The organism is Novosphingobium sp. PhB165 (assembly GCF_004341845.1).
GTDB lineage: Bacteria > Pseudomonadota > Alphaproteobacteria > Sphingomonadales > Sphingomonadaceae > Novosphingobium.
This window is the reverse complement of sequence record NZ_SLVB01000001.1, coordinates 314,670-330,566: the sequence shown is the minus strand read 5'-3', so window position 1 is coordinate 330,566 and position 15,897 is coordinate 314,670. Positions and strand designations below refer to the sequence as shown.

The following is a 15,897-nucleotide window of genomic DNA, read 5'->3' as shown; positions in this document are numbered from 1 at the left end:
CCCCATTGTGCCGCCGCGGCGCGCCGACGTCATCCCCACCCCTGCGTCGGCGCGCCGCACCTTTTTCCGTTTTTTCTCCTGACCGGGCCGGTTTACAGCCCGTTGCCAATGGCCGATGCTGCCCCTCCCCCCCGATTGGAACGAGGCAAGGCGATGGGCAAGCTGGTCGACGGCGTTTGGCAGGATGTCTGGTACGATACGAAATCGACCGGCGGACGCTATGTGCGCAAGGACTCCTCTTTCCGCGACTGGGTGACCGCCGATGGCGCGCCCACGCAGGAAGGCGGACGCGGCTTCAAAGCCGAGGCCGGACGCTATCACCTCTACGTCAGCCTTGCCTGCCCATGGGCGCACCGCACGCTGATCATGCGCGCGCTCAAGGGGCTGGAGGCGATGATCGACGTCTCGGTGGTCAACTGGCTGATGCTGGAGCGCGGCTGGACGTTCGATCCGGCGCCGGGCGTCGTGCCGGATAGCGTCAATCACGCACGCAATCTCTACGAGGTCTACGTCAAGGCGGACCCTGCCTACACCGGCCGGGTGACCGTGCCGGTCCTGTGGGACAAGCAGACGGGGACGATCGTCAACAACGAATCCTCCGAGATCATCCGCATGCTCAATTCGGCGTTCGACGGCCTCGGCGCCAAGGCGGGCGATTACTACCCACAAGCCCTGCGCGCGGAGATCGATGCGGTGAATGCGCGAGTCTACGACACCGTCAACAACGGCGTCTACAAGGCCGGTTTCGCCACATCGCAGGAACCCTACGAGGATGCGGTGGGTCCGCTTTTCGACAGTCTCGACTGGCTGGAAGAGCGCCTGTCACGCAGCCGCTTCCTTGTCGGCGAAGCCATGACCGAGGCGGACATCCGCCTGTTCACCACGCTCATCCGCTTCGATGCGGTCTATGTCGGCCACTTCAAATGCAACCTGCGCCGCGTCGCTGACTATCCAAACCTGCAAGGGTTCCTGCGCGACATGTACCAGACGCCGGGCGTGGCGGGCACGGTGAACTTCCAGCACATCAAGGGGCACTATTACCAGAGCCACCGCACCATCAATCCGACCGGGATTGTGCCGGTGGGGCCGATTCTGGACCTCGAAACGCCGCACGGACGGGGGTGAGCGGGGCCCTCTGCTCTGGCATTTCGGAGGGAACTCGAATCGCCCACCCCTCTCGTCATTGCGAGCGTAGCGAAGCAATCCAGAGCGGCTTGGCACGCCCCTCTGGATTGCTTCGCTACGCTCGCAATGACGAGGATTATTCGGGTTTTCCGTGGAGCGGTGTGGGCGTCATGCCCCCCGTCACCCCTTCGCCGCATCCGTCAGATAAGCGCGCGGCTTCACGTCGCGCATGGCAAGAGTGGTGGTGAAATGACGCACACCCGGCAACCTGCGCAGGCGGTTGCGCAACAGGTCGTCCAGTTCGGGAACCCCCGCCGTGGCGACTTGCAGCAGGTAGTCGAAATCCCCCACGGTCGCATGGCAGGCGAGCACCGCAGGTTCGTCCTGCACCGCGCTTTCGAAAGCCTCATGCCGGTCGAACTCGATCGAGACCTGCACGAAGGCACTCGTCGAAAGCCCGATGCCCGCCGGGTCGATCACCGCGCGGTAGCCGGCGATCACGCCCGCTTTCTCCATCGCCTGCACCCGTTTCCAGCTCGGCGTCTTGGAGACCCCCGCCACTTCCCCAAGGCTGGCGAAGGAAAGCCGCGCGTCGTGTTCCAGAGCGCGGAGCAGGCGCATATCGACGGGATCGAGATCGGGCATGGAACGATTGTTCTCCAGAATTATCAAATCTCCTTATTCCGTTCCCCGAACGCCCGCAATCGCCGTCCAATCAAGACCAATGTTTCGGCCGTACACTGCTATCGTCCTCGTTCTTGTATAAGGGGAGAGGTCATGGATCGCGCCAAGGTTTACGAACAGCTCGGGGCGCCCGCCGCGCTCGACTATGAGGTCTATCTGAAGACCGACAGCCTGCTCGCCTGCCAGAAACCGTGGGACGCGCTGTGCAATGCCGACGAGTTGCAGTTCCAGATCGTCCATCAGGTCGAGGAACTCTGGATGAAGCTGATCGCCTCGACCGTGCTCGATATCGACGAGTGCATCGCCGCGAAGCAGGCCCTGCGCGCCAATACGCTGCTCGGTCGCTGCCACCGGCTGATGCGGCTGATGACCGCCCAACTCGACCTGCTGGAAACGATGTCCCCGCGCGAATATCAGGAAATCCGCCTCCAGCTCGGCAATGGCAGTGGGCAGGAATCGCCCGGTTTCCGCGTGCTGCTGCGCATCGTTCCCGAGCTGTGGCACACGTTCGACAAAGCCTATGTCTCCGGCGCCGGACGCACCGTGCGCGAAATCTACGATCAGGGCTTTGCCCATGACGAGGCCTATGTCCTCGCCGAAGCGCTGATCGAGCTGGACGAACTGTTCGGCAAGTTCCGCTGGCACCACATCTTCCTGATCCACCGCTCCATCGGCATGGGTTCCGCCTCGCTCAAGGGCCGCTCGGTCGATCTCTTGCAGGCGGGCGCGAAGCACCGCTTCTTCCCCGCGCTCTGGGACGTGCGCGTGGAAATGACCGACGACTGGGGCCACGATTACGGCCGCGTGCGTGAAAGCATCGGGAAAGCCGACGCGGCATGACCGAAACGCGCGACCTGTTCCATCTGCCCGAGGGCGGACCTTATCTGCTCGCCCATTCGGTAGGCTGCCTGCCGCGCTCGGCGGGTCCGGCGCTGGAAGCGGGCATGCTCGCCCCGTGGCGCACGGCTGGCGGTGATGCCTGGGCGAACTGGCTGGACACCATCGAGGGCTTCCGTTCGGCAGTAGCGACCTTGCTGGGCGTCGATGCCGCGACGGTAGCTCCGCAAACGAGCGTCTCGGCCGCGCTGTTCACGTTGCTTTCGGGTCTGCGCCCGGAACCCGGCAAAGGCGTGGTGCTATTGAGCGAACAGGCCTTCCCGACGGTCGGCTTCGTGCTCGCGCCGCTGGCCGGCCTCGGGCTGACGCCGCGCTTTATCCTTGCGCATGAAGACCCATCCGATCCCGCGACGTGGGCACGCCATTGCGACGGCTCGGTCGCCGCAATCATCGCCATGCATGTCCATTCGAACAGCGGGCTGGTCTCTCCGGTCACCGAGATCGCCGCGCTGGCCCGCAAGCACGGCGCGCTCTCCATCCTCGATGTCGCGCAGTCCGCCGGGATCCTGCCCATTGCCGCGCGCGAATGGGGCGTCGATGCCATGATCGGCTCCTGCGTGAAATGGCTCTGCGGCGGCCCCGGCGCGGCCTATCTGCATGTGCGCGCGGAACGGATTCCCGCGCTTGAACCGCTCGATGTCGGCTGGTTCGCGCATGAGACCCCCTTCGCCTTCGACATCCACGACTTCCGCTACGCATCCGACGCGCGGCGCTTTCAGGGCGGCACGCCCTCGGTCGCTCCTTTCGCGCTGGCCGCCGAGGGCATCCGCACCGTGTTGGCAATCGGACAGGACGCACTGCTGGCGAACAACCGCGCCTGCATCGCCGCCTTCGAGGAGGAAGCCGGGCAATCGCTCGACTGGAGCGCGCGAGGCGGAACGCTGTGCCTCACCTGCGACGATCCCACCGTTGCAACGCAGGCGCTCCGCGCAGCCGGTTTCGCGCACGATTTCCGCGGGGCGATCCTGCGCGCCTCGTTCCACGGCTGGAACCGGCCGGAGGAAGCCCGGGCATTTGCGCGCACCCTGTGTGAGGCGGGAGTTGCCTTGACCCCCGCCCGCTGATCTCAGGCGCGCTGGCTGCCGCGCCGGATCGCGTAGTGCACCGTATAGCCCATGTGGTCCGAGAGCATTGAACCATCGGGTTCGGTGCCGAACGGGATCTCGATCCCCACCGGCATCAGCCGCGCGGGGCTGCCGTCGAACGTGAACTGCATGTCGCGGGCCTTGTGGCGGATCCACTGCGCGCCGGCGAGACGCGCCATCCCGGCAGGGTCGGCGTCAAACCGGCGGCTCAGCGCATCCTCGCGCTCGGCGCCCGGCACTTTGTCGAGCGCGCCATGGAGCATGGCGATCCGGTCGGGCCGCTGGCCCTGATTGAAGTCTCCGGCCAGGATCGTCGGCACGCCATCGGCGCGTGAGCGGGCCAGCACATTGCTCAGGAAGGCCGCCTGCTGCGCATAGGCCGCGTCGCTGCGCTGCGAACTCGTGCCCGAAGCCTTGCGGCAATTGAGATGCGTGGTCGCCACCCGCACCGTGCCGCCGCCGGGCAGTGCAAGCTCGGCCACCAACACGCCCTTGGCGGCAAGGCAGTCATAGCCCGCGCAGGCCACCGCCGGGAATGCCGCACGCTCGGCGCGGCGGATCGGCAAGTCGGACATCAGCACCAGACCGCTATCGACATGGGCCTCGCCGGTTTCGCCCAGTGTCCATGCCCGCGTCGCCGCCTGATCCTCATTCGGTGCCGGGCGGCCTTGCGGGCCCGTGGCCACGAACGCATATCCGGCCTCGCGCGCAATCGCCTTGGCTTCGGGAATGAAGGCTTCCTGCAAGACCACGACCTGCGGCTGGCGGCCCATCCGGCGCAATTGCGCCAATCGCTGGCCGATTGCCGCCAGCGCCTCCGGACGCCCGCTCGCCAGCGGCCATGGCAGGCCCTTGACGTTGTAGGTCATGACCGAAAGATCGCCGCGCATCCCGGCCGGAAGCGGGTTTACCGTGGCCGGCAACGCGACGGCCGGCTGGCTGAGGAACGCATCCACCACCAGCCCCACCACAATCGCCATGGCGAAGAACATTGCCGCAAGATGCGCCTTGCTCGTCCGCCCACCACGGTTCTTCGTTGCCTCAAGAGTAGTCTGCGCCCCCGCAGATTCCCCCGGACCGGTATATTCCAACATCGTCGCTCCCCACATTCGGGTTTCCGCCCGCGTGCGCGCTAGGCCACCGGCTTGACGACGTGATGATGAAACGGCGTCAGTTCGGTTACGCCCTCGCACTCGCGAGCCGCAGACCCATGACGTCGCCGCTGCCGCTTATCCGGAGTGATCCGGACGGCAGCGCGGAATTTATCGGGTGAGTACCGGAGGCACCCGGCTGGCGACCAGTTCGGTGCTCTTGCGCTCGATAGACCAGAGCACACGGTTTTCGCCCTGCTCCCAACCGATCGCCTGTCCATCGGTGGGCAGTGCGATCGTCGTCACGTGTTCCAGCACGCCGCTTCTGGTGGGAACCCGCAGGACGTACATCTCCGGTCGGTCGTGGCCGGTCACATAGAGCAGCCCATCGTCGCCCCAGGCCCCGCCCGAGGCGCTGCGCGGAGAGAACCGCTCCAGCACGCTATCAGGGAACGTCCAGACCCCGGTCTCGCGCAGCTTGTCGTCGAGGCGGACCAGCGTGGTGTAACGATGATCGCGGCCCGGCTCCCCGCCATTGCCGTCGTAATTGGCGTAGCAGGCGTACCATGCGCCGCCATGACGGCTCACCCATGTCAGCGAGCCGTGCCCGTGGCCAAGCGACTCCGTGCGGCGCAGTTCCAGCGTTGTCGCATCGAACCAGAGCACTTCGCTGCTCATCGGCACATGCGGATAGTTCGACGCTGCGCAGACCAGATCGCGGCCATAGAGTTCGCAGGAATTGATATGCGGGAACCGGGCCGGATCGCCCTCCCAGTGGGCCACGCGCTTGCCCGTGTTCGCGTCGTATCGGCCGATCGCGTGATTATCGATCGCATAGACCGAACCGTGCCCGGCCGTCGCGCCCTGCCGCGCTTCCTCGGCGGGTATGCGGCGCAATTCCGTGGCGGCGAGCGGCGGTTGAGGAGTCTGAGCAACCGAAGTCAGTGCGGCGGCGAGAAGAAGGAACATGCTCATCAGAATTTCGCCTGCATGCCAGCATAGACCGTTCGGCCATAGCGGTCGTTGGGAATGGTCCAGTCGCGCATGGCACCGGGGTAAAGGCGGACAGGTTCGTCGGTCAAGTTGCGTCCCGGCAGGAACAGGCCGCCCATCACCTTCCGATAATTCAGTCAGATGACGGATCGATCACCGTTTGATGATGGTTCGACGACAATCCTTCGCCGGAGAGCATGGGAACCCTGCCCCTTCTGACGGCTTATCCCGGCGAAAGGACTGATCTCGCCGAAAGGACTGGGCAATGGCCGCACGCGCATATTGGCAGGGACAGATCAGGCTCGCGCTCGTCTCGATCGCGGTCGAGGTCTATCCGGCAACGCGGTCGGGCGCCGCGATCCAGTTCCACCAGATCCACGAGCCCAGCGGCAAGCGCATCCGCTACGAGAAAGTCGCCCCCGGCATCGGCCCGGTCGACCGCGACGAGATCCTCAAGGGCTACGAAATCTCGAAAGGTAGTTACGTGCTGCTGGACGAGCAGGAGATAGAGGCGGTCAGGATCGAGAGCCGCCGCACGCTGGAACTCGTACAGTTCGTCGCCGCCGATGAGATCGACGTGCTCTATTACGAAAAGCCCTACTTCGTGGTCCCCGCCGACGATCTGGCCGAGGAAGCCTATGCGGTTCTGCGCGAGGCTTTGCGCGCCAGCCGCAAGGTCGGGATCGGCCAACTTGCGGTGCGCGGGCGCGAGCAACTGGTCTCGCTCAAGCCCTGCGGGCGCGGCATGGTGCTCGAAGTGCTGCGCTATGCCGATGAAGTGCTCAAGGCGCAGAACTATTTCCGCGACGTGGGCGATGCCAAGCCCGACAAGGACCTGCTGGAGCTGGCCACGACCCTGATCGACAAGAAGACCGCGCCATTCGATGCGAGCGAATTCCACGACCGCTATGTCGATGCGCTGCACCGGTTGATCGACAAGAAGGCCAAGGCGAAATCGAACAAGCGCGTGCTCGAGGATGTCGAGGAGCCCGCCAGTGGCGGCAAGGGCAACGTGATCGACCTGATGGCGGCGCTGCGCAAATCGGTGGGCGATAGTGGCAGCACCGCGAAGAAGGCGCCCGCCAAGAAGACCGCCTCCCCGCGCAGCCGCAAGCGAGCCTGAGCCATGGCGGCGCGCAAGGCCCCTTCAGATCCCCTCGCCAGCTACAACGCCAAACGCGATTTCGCGAAAACGGCCGAGCCTGCGGGCAAGCGCGGGGCCAGCGACAAAGGCAATCTCTTCATCGTCCAGAAGCACGCGGCGCGGCGGCTGCACTGGGACTTTCGGCTGGAAGTGGACGGCGTGCTCAAGTCCTGGGCGGTGACGCGGGGCCCGAGCGCCGATCCCGATGACAAGCGCCTTGCCGTGCGCACCGAGGACCAACCGCTGGCCTATGGCGGGTTCGAAGGGCGTATTCCCAAAGGCGAATATGGCGGCGGTACGGTGATGCTCTGGGACCGGGGGATCTGGGAGCCGATTGAAGGCAAGAGCGCCAAGGATCTGGACGAGGGACATCTCCACTTCCGGCTCTATGGCCAGCGCATGCAGGGCGAATGGCTGCTGGTGCGCATGAAAGGCAGGCCCGGCGAAAAGCGCGAGAACTGGCTGCTGCGCAAAGTGGCGGACGGCCACGACGCCGCCGGAGACGAACTGGTCGAGAAAGGCCTGACCAGCGTGCTCACGGGCCGCACCATGGCCGAGATCGAGGCCGACAAGGCGGGCACGCAGTCGCTTGCAGGCAAGCACGGCGCGGACTTTGCCAAGAGCATGGCAGAAGCGGCAAGGCACACCGAGAACAAGGCCAGATCGCGTGCCCAGCCGAGTACCAAACCCACCCGCGCCGCGCCGCTTCCGAAATTCCGCAAGCTCCAACTCGCAACGCTCGTGGATGCGGTTCCCGCAGGCAATCTCTGGATGCATGAGATCAAGTTCGACGGCTATCGCGCGCTCTTCGCCGTCTCGGGCGGGGGCGTTGCGGTCTATACGCGCAGCGGACTCGACTGGACGGACAAGTTCGGGCCGCTCGCCAAGGCCATGGGTGCGCTGGACCTGCCGCCCTGCCTGATCGACGGCGAGATCATCGCGCGCGGCCAGCACGGCAATCCGGACTTTTCGGCGCTACAGGCAGTTCTCAAGCGCGGTCACGGTGCGCAAGGGGAAAGCGACGCGCTGGAATTCCACGCCTTCGACCTCCTCGAACTGGATGGCGAGGATCTGGCGCCTCGCACGCAAATCGAACGCAAGGAACGGCTCGAAGCCTTGCTTGCCGACGCGCAGTCACCGATCTTCGTGGCCGATCATCTGATCGGTGGAGGCGAAAAGCTCTACCAGGCGATGTGCGAGGCCGGACAGGAAGGCGTGATCGCCAAGCGCATCGACGCGCCATACCTCGGACGCAGAACGCGCGGCTGGGTCAAAGTGAAGTGCTCGCGCCGGCAGGAATTCGTGGTGGTCGGCTGGTCGCGCTCACGCGCCAAGGGGCGCCCGTTTTCCTCGCTCCTGCTCGGGCAATATGAAGGCAAGCATCTGGTCTATCGCGGCAAGGTCGGCACCGGGTTCGACGGGGCGCTGCTGGACGATATCGCCGCCCGGCTGGCCAGACTGGAGCGCAAGTCTCCCGCACTGGAAGTGGACAAGGCGGACGCGCGCGGCGCCAGCTGGGTGACGCCGAAGCTCGTGGCCGAAGTCGCCTTTGCGGAGCTGACCGCCGAGGGCCGCGTGCGCCATGCCAGTTTCGTTGGCCTGCGGAGCGACAAGACGGCACCAGAGGTCACCGAGGAGAAGGCACGGCCAATGCCCAAGGCGAAACCGGCAATCGCAATCACCAATCGCGACCGCGTGATCTTTCCCGAAAGCGGCCGCACCAAGGGCCAGCTGGCCGATTACTATGTCGACATCGCCCCGCTCATGCTGCCGTTTGCCGCCGGCCGCCCGGTCAGCCTCGTGCGCTGTCCGCAAGGGCGCGCCAAGGCCTGCTTCTTCCAGAAGCACGACAGCGGCGCCTTCGGCCCGCACGTGCACCACGTGCCGATCCGCGAGAAGGACGGCGGCACCGAGGACTACCTCTACATCGACGATGCCGACGGCCTGCTGACATGCGTGCAGATGGGCACGATCGAGTTCCACGGCTGGGGCGCCCGCGCCGATGCCGTGGAGAAGCCCGACCGGATGGTCTTCGACCTCGACCCCGACGAGGGGCTCGATTTCGCCGATTGCCGCAAGGCCGCGCAGGAAATTCGCCGCCAGCTTGCCGATTTGGGGCTTGTCAGCTTCGCGATGCTCTCGGGCGGAAAGGGCGTGCACGTGGTCGTCCCGCTGGATCCCGACCATGGCTGGGACGCGCACAAGGACTTTTCCCAGCGCTTCGCACAGGCCATGAGCCAGGCGCATCCGGATCGCTACGTCGCCACCATGAGCAAGGCCAAGCGCAAGGGGCGGATCTTCATCGACTGGCTGCGCAATCAGCGCGGCAGTACCGCCGTGCTGCCCTATTCTGCCCGCGCCCGTGCCGGAGCGCCCGTAGCCGTGCCGATCGACTGGGACGAACTTGGCGACATGAAGGACGCCCACCCCTTCTCGATAGACGATGCGCAAAAGCTTCTGGAGCGCGCGAAAATCCTGCGCGGCTGGGGTTTTGCGGCGCAGAAGCTGCCGGAATTCTGACGCGAAATCGCACCTTCCCGCGCACCGAAAGCCCGCACCATGGCTCCCGATCAGCTTCAGCCGGCGATGTGATCTGGTTCTGGCGGAACGGCGATGTTGCCTTGCAGGCATCCTCCCTTCCACTTTCTGGAAGGGCGCGTCTCGCTCGCATCTCCCTGTCTCGTTCAGACGCCGTCGTTGATTGCGGCGCCCGTCAGTCGCTTAAGCGTTATCCCGAAGCTTACCTGGCGATCAGCGCGGAGATGCGGTGCGAGAACGGATGACCCGGGGTCGCCCCACGCCCAACTTGCGTGAACATCCCCTCTTCAAGCAGCGAAAGTCGCTCCTCAAGCAGGGGTACATCCTCACCCTTGCGGACATCCATATGAACGTGAAGCTTGCCGTTGAAATCGAGGGTGATGGCCGCCGCTTCCGGAAACTCTGCATGAAGCAGGCCAAGGATTTCATCGAGTTGATTGGTCAAGCTTTTTGCGTCGGACTGTGCAGGAAGTGCGCCGCCGTCGATCGAATATATACGTGCATCTTTTGACATAAGCCAAAGGACCCCTGTTCTGCTGCACAAACCACTTTAACTGATTTCCCTTAAGGGAGAACGCTATATTTTGGCTAAGCCCAAAGATTTTTTCCCAAACTCGCAAGCGGCTGGCGGGGTTGGAGGATTTGGCCTGCCCTTACGTAACAATCCGCGACTCGGAACGGTTCCCTGTCCCAAAATGGAAAACTCAGGCCCTCTGCGCCATCACGACGGCGCGGTTCTGACGGTTCGCCTCGAACCGCGCGAGATCGGGATCGCCAGACAGAATCGCGGCAATGATCCGCCTCCTCCCATCGCGCCAGTTCTCCACGCCGATCCCCGCGACATCGGTCACCGTCCCGCCTTCCAGAGCGGCGTGGTGGAGCGTTACCCGCGTTAGCATCTCGAACAACGGGCGGCGCACCATCTGGAACAGCAGTTCCTGAAACGCTTCCTCGAAACGCCCGAACTCGGCCATGTCGCGGCATTGCCCGGCCTCTTCCCCCAGCGCCTTCAGCCGCGCCCGCAAGGAAGTGCTGGTGCAGCCCGCCGCCGCTGTCGCCAGTTCGGTGAACAGCAGCGAGGTCATGTCGAGCGCTTCCTCATAGCCCGCCGGATTCATGCGCATGTAGGAGGAGAGCGCGCGTTCGAGCGCGGCATCGTCCGGCCGCGCACCGTAGTAACCGCCACCCGGACCGCGCCGCACTTCCAGAAGGCCCTCGTGCTCCAGCACGCGCGCGGCCTGCTGAAGCGTCACGATGCCCACTTCCAGTTCGCGCGCCAATTCGTGCAGCGAGCCAAGCAGCGTGCCCGGCGCCTGCGCGAAGATCCGCTCACGCAGGGTTCCCGCCGTGCGCGCCACCAGATTGGTGCCCTTTCGCCGTCCCGCCGTTCCGGTCATCGCACTCTCCATTAATAGGCGTATTATTATCGATTAAGGTCTATTTTCACCCCAATTTCGGTGAAATCAAGTCAATTGACCGCTCATATTTGCCTCAATACCCTTCGCCTCGAACTGAAGCGGTCACAAGCGCCGCCATTGGAGAGGAATGGTACGAGGATGGGCTTCCAACATCCGGATATTTCGGCATTTCCCGAGATCTCGCTGGTCATCGGCGAGGAACGCGCCAGCGGCGGCAGCGGCGCCCTGTGGGACCACGTCTACCCCGGCACCGGCCGCGTCACGCGCGAGGTCCGGCTGGCCAGTCCGGCCGACGTCGATCGCGCCGTCGCCGCCGCCAAGGCCGCGCAGCCCGCATGGCGTGCGCTGCCGGGCGACAAGCGCCGCGACCTGATGTTTCGCCTCGCCTCGGTCATCGAGGCCAAGGCGGCCGAAATGTCGCCGCTGCTCACGGCCGAGAACGGCTCGATCCTGATCGCGGGCGGCCACATGAGCCTCGATGCCGCGCAGAAGTTCCGCTATTTCGGCGGCTGGGCGGACAAGATCGACGGGCGCACCGTCTCCACCTGGGGCGGCCCTGCGCACGATTACGTGATGTACGAACCCTACGGCACGCTCGGCATCATCGTACCGTGGAACGGGCCGCTCTTCGCCGCGACGATGGTGATGGCCCCTGCCCTCGCGGCAGGAAACTGCGTGGTGCTGAAAGCGCCCGAACTGGCGCCCTGGTCGCTGATGAAGCTGATGGAGGCCATCCACGAAGCAGGCTTCCCGGCGGGCGTGGTCAACCTCGTCACTGGCGGGCCGGATGTCGGCGCGGCGATGGTCGAGCATCCCGGCATCGACAAGATCGAATTCATCGGTAGCGGCGCCACCGCGAAGAAGATTCTCGCCAGCGCTGCCGCCAGTCTGAAGCCGGTCGGCCTTGAACTGGGCGGAAAATCGGCGGTCGTAGTCTTCGCCGACGCCGATCTTCAGGCCGCTGCCAAACGCGGCCTTTCCGGCGCCGTCAGCGCCAATGGTCAGGGCTGCGTCAACGGCACGCGCCTGCTGGTCGAGCGGGCGGTCTACGAGCCCTATCTCCAGATGCTCAAGGCCATGGCCGGATATGTGAAGGTGGGCGATCCCTTCGCGATGGACACGTTCATGGGTCCGGTGATCTCGCAAGGCGCGCTCGACCGGATCGACGGCATGGTCCAGCGCGGCGTGGCGCAAGGCGGTGAAGTCCTCTGCGGCGGCGCGCGCATGGATGGCGATCATGGCGAAGGGTACTTCTACCCGGTGACCGTGCTGGCCGGCGTCGCTCCCGAAAGCGAGATTGCGAAGAACGAGGTCTTCGGTCCGGTACTGGTCGTCACTCCGTTCGATAGCGAAGAAGAGGCCGTCGCGCTTGCCAACGACAGCGATTACGGGCTCGGCGCCTATGTCCACACCACCAATCTCACCCGCGCGCACCGCGTGGCAGGGCAGATGATGGCCGGGCAGGTGCAGGTCAACGGATCGGGCGAGGCCATGACCCCCTGCGTGCCGTTCGGCGGCATGAAGCATTCCGGACACGGCCGTCTAGGCGGCATCGAGGGCCTGCGCGAGTTCCAGCAGGTCCGCAACGTCTGGGTCAACCTGCAGGACTGAGGAGATACCGATGGCACTGCTTGACCCCGCCGACCGCGCCGCGCGCGGCCTCGCCACCGAGGCTGAAGTCACGGCTCGCCCCTCCAACACGCCGGCGACGCTCCTGGAAGAATCGTGGCGCGATTTCGTCTTCGCCGAAGTCTGGACCCGTCCCGGCCTGCCGCGCCGCCCGCGCTTCCTTGTCGCCATCGCCAGCGCCGTCACGTGCGGTCTTGAAAACAGCCAGATCGACGACTTCGTGCGCGGCGCGCTGACCACGCAGGCGCTCTCTCTGGCCGAACTGCGTGAGGCCGCACTGCACCTTGCCGTCTATGCCGGCTGGGGCAACGGCGGAAAGCTCGACCGCGCGGTGACGCGCGTGGCGGACGAACTGGGCTTGCCGCCCGCCACTGTCCCGCCGGTCTGCCCCGAACCATGGGACCCTGCCGTGCGCAGCCAGCGTGGACATGACGAATTCGCGCAAGTCATGACTTTCCCGCCCGGGCCTCCGTCGACGCCCTATCTCGAAGGGATCAACAACTTCGTCTTCGGGGAGATGTGGTGCCGTCGCGGTCTGGACGAGCCTTCGCGCCGCTGGATCACGCTGGTCGGCGTCTGCGAATCCGGGGCCGAGATCCCGATCCGCAGCCACATCCATGCGGCCATGGCGAGCGGCAATTGCTCGCCTGAGGAAATGCGCGAATTCTGCCTGCAATACGGCACGCATGCCGGATGGCCCAAGGCCTCGCGCATTCAGTCCGTGGTGCTGGAAATGACCGACAAGGTGGCGAAGGGGCTTCCCTGGCATGGCTGAGGACAAGGCCCGAACGGGCTTCATCGGCCTCGGCTCGCAAGGCGGGCCGATGGCGCAGCGGATGCTGGACGCGGGGTACCCCCTCACCGTCTGGGCTCGCCGTCCCGAGGCGGCGGACGATCTCGTCGCCAAGGGTGCTACGCGTGCCACCTCAGTCGCCGAGCTTGGCGCTGCCTGCGACCACGTGGGCGTCTGCGTAGTCGACGATGCGGGCGTGGAGGATATCTGCGCGCAGCTTCTACCGGCGATGAAGCCGGGGAGCGTGCTGGTCATCCACTCCACGATCCTGCCGCAGACCTGCGAACGGCTGGCGCAGGAAGCGGATGCGCGCGGCATTTCCTTGCTCGATGCCCCCGTCAGCGGCGGCGGCGCGGGCGCGGCAACCGGCACGCTCACCGTAATGTGCGGTGGCAGCGAGGCGGCCTTCGTACAGGCACTGCCGGTAATGGAAAGCTTCGCGGGGAAGACCGTGCTGCTGGGTTCGGTCGGCTCCGGCCAGCGCGCAAAGATCGTCAACAATGCCCTAATGGCCGCCAATATGGGCCTTGCCCATGCCGCGCTGTCGCTGGGCGAAGAACTCGGCATCGACCGAGGCGCCCTTGCCGATCTCATCAAGCATTCCAGCGGCCGCAGCTTCGGTTTCGAGGTCTACGCCCGGCTGCCCTCGCCCGGTGCTTTCGCCCACGGTAGCAAACTGCTGCGCAAGGACGTCGACCTGCTCGGCGCGATTGCCGGGCCTGACAATGCACTGGCGCTGGCCGCCGATCCCTTTCTCGACGCGGCCCTGGCTGCAACGGAGCAACCGACGAAATGAGCGTGATCTTCAAAAGCCTCGACATGACGGGCAAGGCCGCCGTCGTCACGGGCGCGGCTTCGGGCCTTGGCCGCATGACCGCGCTCAAGCTGGCCGAAGCGGGCTGTGATCTCTGGCTAGTGGATGTGAACGCAGCGGGGCTTGCCGAAACGGCCGACCTGCTTGCCCCGCACGGCCGCCAGGTAGGCAGCGAGACTGCCGACTTGTCCGATCCCGCCGCATGTCAGGCCGTCATCGTCCATGCCGTGGAGAAATTCGGCCGGCTCGACGCGCTCTGCAATGTCGCCGGGCTGATCTACCTCGCCAATACGCCGCAGATGCCGCAGGCGCAGTATGAGCGGACCATCGACGTCAATCTCAACGCCCCATTCTTCCTGTCGCAAGCCGCGATCCCGCACTTGCTGGAAGTGAACGGCGCCGTGGTCAATGTCGCCTCCTGCGCGTCCTACATCGGTGAGGCCTATGCCGCTGCCTATTGCGCCAGCAAGTGGGGCCTTGTCGGCATGACCAAGGCCATGGCGATGGAATTCCAGAAGAAACCCATCCGCATCAACGCCGTCGCCCCGGGCGGCATGATTACCAATATCGCGACCAACTTCACGCCGCCCGAAGGCTGTGACTTCGAACTGCTCAAGCGCTTCTCGGGGCTTCGCGGGCAAGTCGAGGTGGAGGACGTGGCAGACCTTGTGGTGCTGCTCGCCTCTCCGGCCGGACGGGGCTTTCATGGCGCCTGCCTCTCGCTCGACGCGGGCATCACGGCAGGCTGAGGAGACAGGACAATGGCATTTACTCTCGATCAATTCCGCCTCGACGGCAAAGTCGCGGTGGTCACCGGCGCCGGCGGACGCGGCAATTCCATCGGCCGCGCTTATGCGCTGGGCCTTGCCAATGCAGGCGCCTCGGTAGTCGTGGCCGATCTTAACGGCGATGGCGCCAAGGCCGTCGCCGCAGAGATCGTGGCGGCGGGCGGCAAGGCCGTAGGCGTGCAGGTGGACGTTTCCGACGAGGCATCGACCCTCGCGATGGGCGCCGCCGCGAAGGAGGCTTTCGGCGGCGTCGACATCCTCATCAACAATGCCGCGCTGATGGTGGACGTCAGCTACGACAATTGCGAGACGGTCAACCTCGACGCCTGGAACAAGGCCTTCGCGGTGAATCTCAACGGCGCCCTGCTCTGCGCCCGCGCGGTTGTCCCATCAATGCGCGAACGCGGCGGCGGCCGGATCATCAACCAGACCTCGGGTGGTGCCTTCCCGGCAACCGGGCTCTACGGCATCACCAAACTGGCACTGGTCGGCCTGACCACCACGCTCGCCAAGCAGTTCGGCAAGGACGGCATCACCTGCAACGCCATCGCCCCGGGCAATGTCACCTCGGACGCGGGCAAGATGCTGGTTCCGGACGATTCGCCCTTCATCCAGTTCCTCAACATGACCTGCGCCCTGCGCGCGCGCGGCGAACCTGACGAACTGGTCGGCACCGCGCTGCTGCTCTGTTCGCAGGCTGGAGCATGGATTTCCGGACAGACCATCCATGTCGACGGCGGCTGGGTGATGCGCCCTTAAGATATTCCAGATGCGCAACAAAAGACAAACTTGACGCAACAAATTGTGGCGGGAGCGCAATCACGCCTTGCCTTCCGCCACGAATCCTGCTGCCTGCCGCCGATCAAAATCATGGTTGAGAGGCTGTAGCGATGAACTT

The 15,897-nt window shown here is 65.2% G+C and carries 15 protein-coding genes; 10 read left to right on the top strand and 5 right to left on the bottom strand.

What is annotated here, in order from left to right; translation table 11 throughout:
• Positions 1-153: 153 nt before the first annotated feature.
• On the top strand, positions 154-1,125 hold the full coding sequence (locus tag EDF56_RS01700; protein ID WP_132384999.1) for a glutathione S-transferase family protein: 972 nt from the start codon (positions 154-156) through the stop codon (positions 1,123-1,125).
• Positions 1,126-1,305: 180 nt separating this feature from the next.
• Here EDF56_RS01700 and EDF56_RS01695 read toward each other — a convergent pair whose 3' ends face one another.
• Positions 1,306-1,770, bottom strand: a complete 465-nt coding sequence (locus tag EDF56_RS01695) for an Lrp/AsnC family transcriptional regulator (protein ID WP_132384998.1) — start codon at positions 1,768-1,770, stop codon at positions 1,306-1,308.
• Positions 1,771-1,902: 132 nt separating this feature from the next.
• Between EDF56_RS01695 and EDF56_RS01690 the strand changes: the two genes are divergently transcribed.
• Both EDF56_RS01690 and EDF56_RS01685 read left to right on the top strand, forming a co-directional pair.
• Positions 1,903-2,649, top strand: coding sequence for a tryptophan 2,3-dioxygenase family protein (locus EDF56_RS01690; protein ID WP_132384997.1), 747 nt, complete (start codon positions 1,903-1,905; stop codon positions 2,647-2,649).
• On the top strand, positions 2,646-3,770 hold the full coding sequence (locus tag EDF56_RS01685; RefSeq protein WP_132384996.1) for an aminotransferase class V-fold PLP-dependent enzyme: 1,125 nt from the start codon (positions 2,646-2,648) through the stop codon (positions 3,768-3,770). Before EDF56_RS01690 ends, EDF56_RS01685 begins: the two co-directional genes overlap by 4 nt.
• A gap of 2 nt (positions 3,771-3,772) precedes the next feature.
• Here the strand turns inward: EDF56_RS01685 and EDF56_RS01680 are convergent, their stop codons facing one another.
• Positions 3,773-4,885 (bottom strand): endonuclease/exonuclease/phosphatase family protein, encoded by a 1,113-nt coding sequence (locus EDF56_RS01680; protein WP_132384995.1) that lies wholly within the window; start codon positions 4,883-4,885, stop codon positions 3,773-3,775.
• 168 nt (positions 4,886-5,053) lie between these two features.
• The gene (locus tag EDF56_RS01675; RefSeq protein ID WP_132384994.1) at positions 5,054-5,857 is read right to left on the bottom strand and encodes a hypothetical protein; all 804 of its coding nucleotides are present in this window, start codon (positions 5,855-5,857) and stop codon (positions 5,054-5,056) included.
• A gap of 283 nt (positions 5,858-6,140) precedes the next feature.
• On the opposite strand from EDF56_RS01675, the gene EDF56_RS01670 reads away from it, so the two are divergent.
• Together EDF56_RS01670 and ligD are read left to right on the top strand one after the other, a co-directional pair.
• Positions 6,141-6,998 (top strand): Ku protein, encoded by an 858-nt coding sequence (locus EDF56_RS01670; protein ID WP_132384993.1) that lies wholly within the window; start codon positions 6,141-6,143, stop codon positions 6,996-6,998.
• Between the two features lie 3 nt (positions 6,999-7,001).
• Positions 7,002-9,539, top strand: a complete 2,538-nt coding sequence (gene ligD / locus EDF56_RS01665; protein ID WP_132384992.1) for a DNA ligase D — start codon at positions 7,002-7,004, stop codon at positions 9,537-9,539.
• A gap of 220 nt (positions 9,540-9,759) precedes the next feature.
• Here ligD and EDF56_RS01660 read toward each other — a convergent pair whose 3' ends face one another.
• Positions 9,760-10,071: a hypothetical protein gene (locus EDF56_RS01660; RefSeq protein ID WP_132384991.1), complete on the bottom strand. Its 312-nt coding sequence runs from the start codon at positions 10,069-10,071 to the stop codon at positions 9,760-9,762.
• A gap of 190 nt (positions 10,072-10,261) precedes the next feature.
• Positions 10,262-10,954, bottom strand: a complete 693-nt coding sequence (locus EDF56_RS01655; RefSeq protein WP_243652328.1) for an FCD domain-containing protein — start codon at positions 10,952-10,954, stop codon at positions 10,262-10,264.
• Between the two features lie 159 nt (positions 10,955-11,113).
• Here EDF56_RS01655 and EDF56_RS01650 point away from each other — a divergent pair, with 159 nt between their 5' ends.
• From EDF56_RS01650 to EDF56_RS01630, 5 genes are read left to right on the top strand one after another with little or no spacing between them, the layout of a single operon-like run.
• Entirely contained in the window at positions 11,114-12,586 is a 1,473-nt protein-coding gene (locus tag EDF56_RS01650) for an aldehyde dehydrogenase family protein (RefSeq protein ID WP_132384989.1), read from the top strand.
• A 10-nt stretch (positions 12,587-12,596) separates the two neighbouring features.
• Complete coding sequence (locus tag EDF56_RS01645) at positions 12,597-13,379, top strand: carboxymuconolactone decarboxylase family protein (RefSeq protein WP_132384988.1); 783 nt, start codon at positions 12,597-12,599, stop codon at positions 13,377-13,379.
• Positions 13,372-14,193: an NAD(P)-dependent oxidoreductase gene (locus EDF56_RS01640; RefSeq protein ID WP_132384987.1), complete on the top strand. Its 822-nt coding sequence runs from the start codon at positions 13,372-13,374 to the stop codon at positions 14,191-14,193. The genes EDF56_RS01645 and EDF56_RS01640 overlap by 8 nt, the downstream gene beginning before the upstream one ends.
• Complete coding sequence (locus EDF56_RS01635; RefSeq protein ID WP_132384986.1) at positions 14,190-14,960, top strand: SDR family oxidoreductase; 771 nt, start codon at positions 14,190-14,192, stop codon at positions 14,958-14,960. Before EDF56_RS01640 ends, EDF56_RS01635 begins: the two co-directional genes overlap by 4 nt.
• A gap of 12 nt (positions 14,961-14,972) precedes the next feature.
• Positions 14,973-15,758 (top strand): SDR family oxidoreductase, encoded by a 786-nt coding sequence (locus tag EDF56_RS01630; protein ID WP_132384985.1) that lies wholly within the window; start codon positions 14,973-14,975, stop codon positions 15,756-15,758.
• Positions 15,759-15,897: the final 139 nt, after the last annotated feature.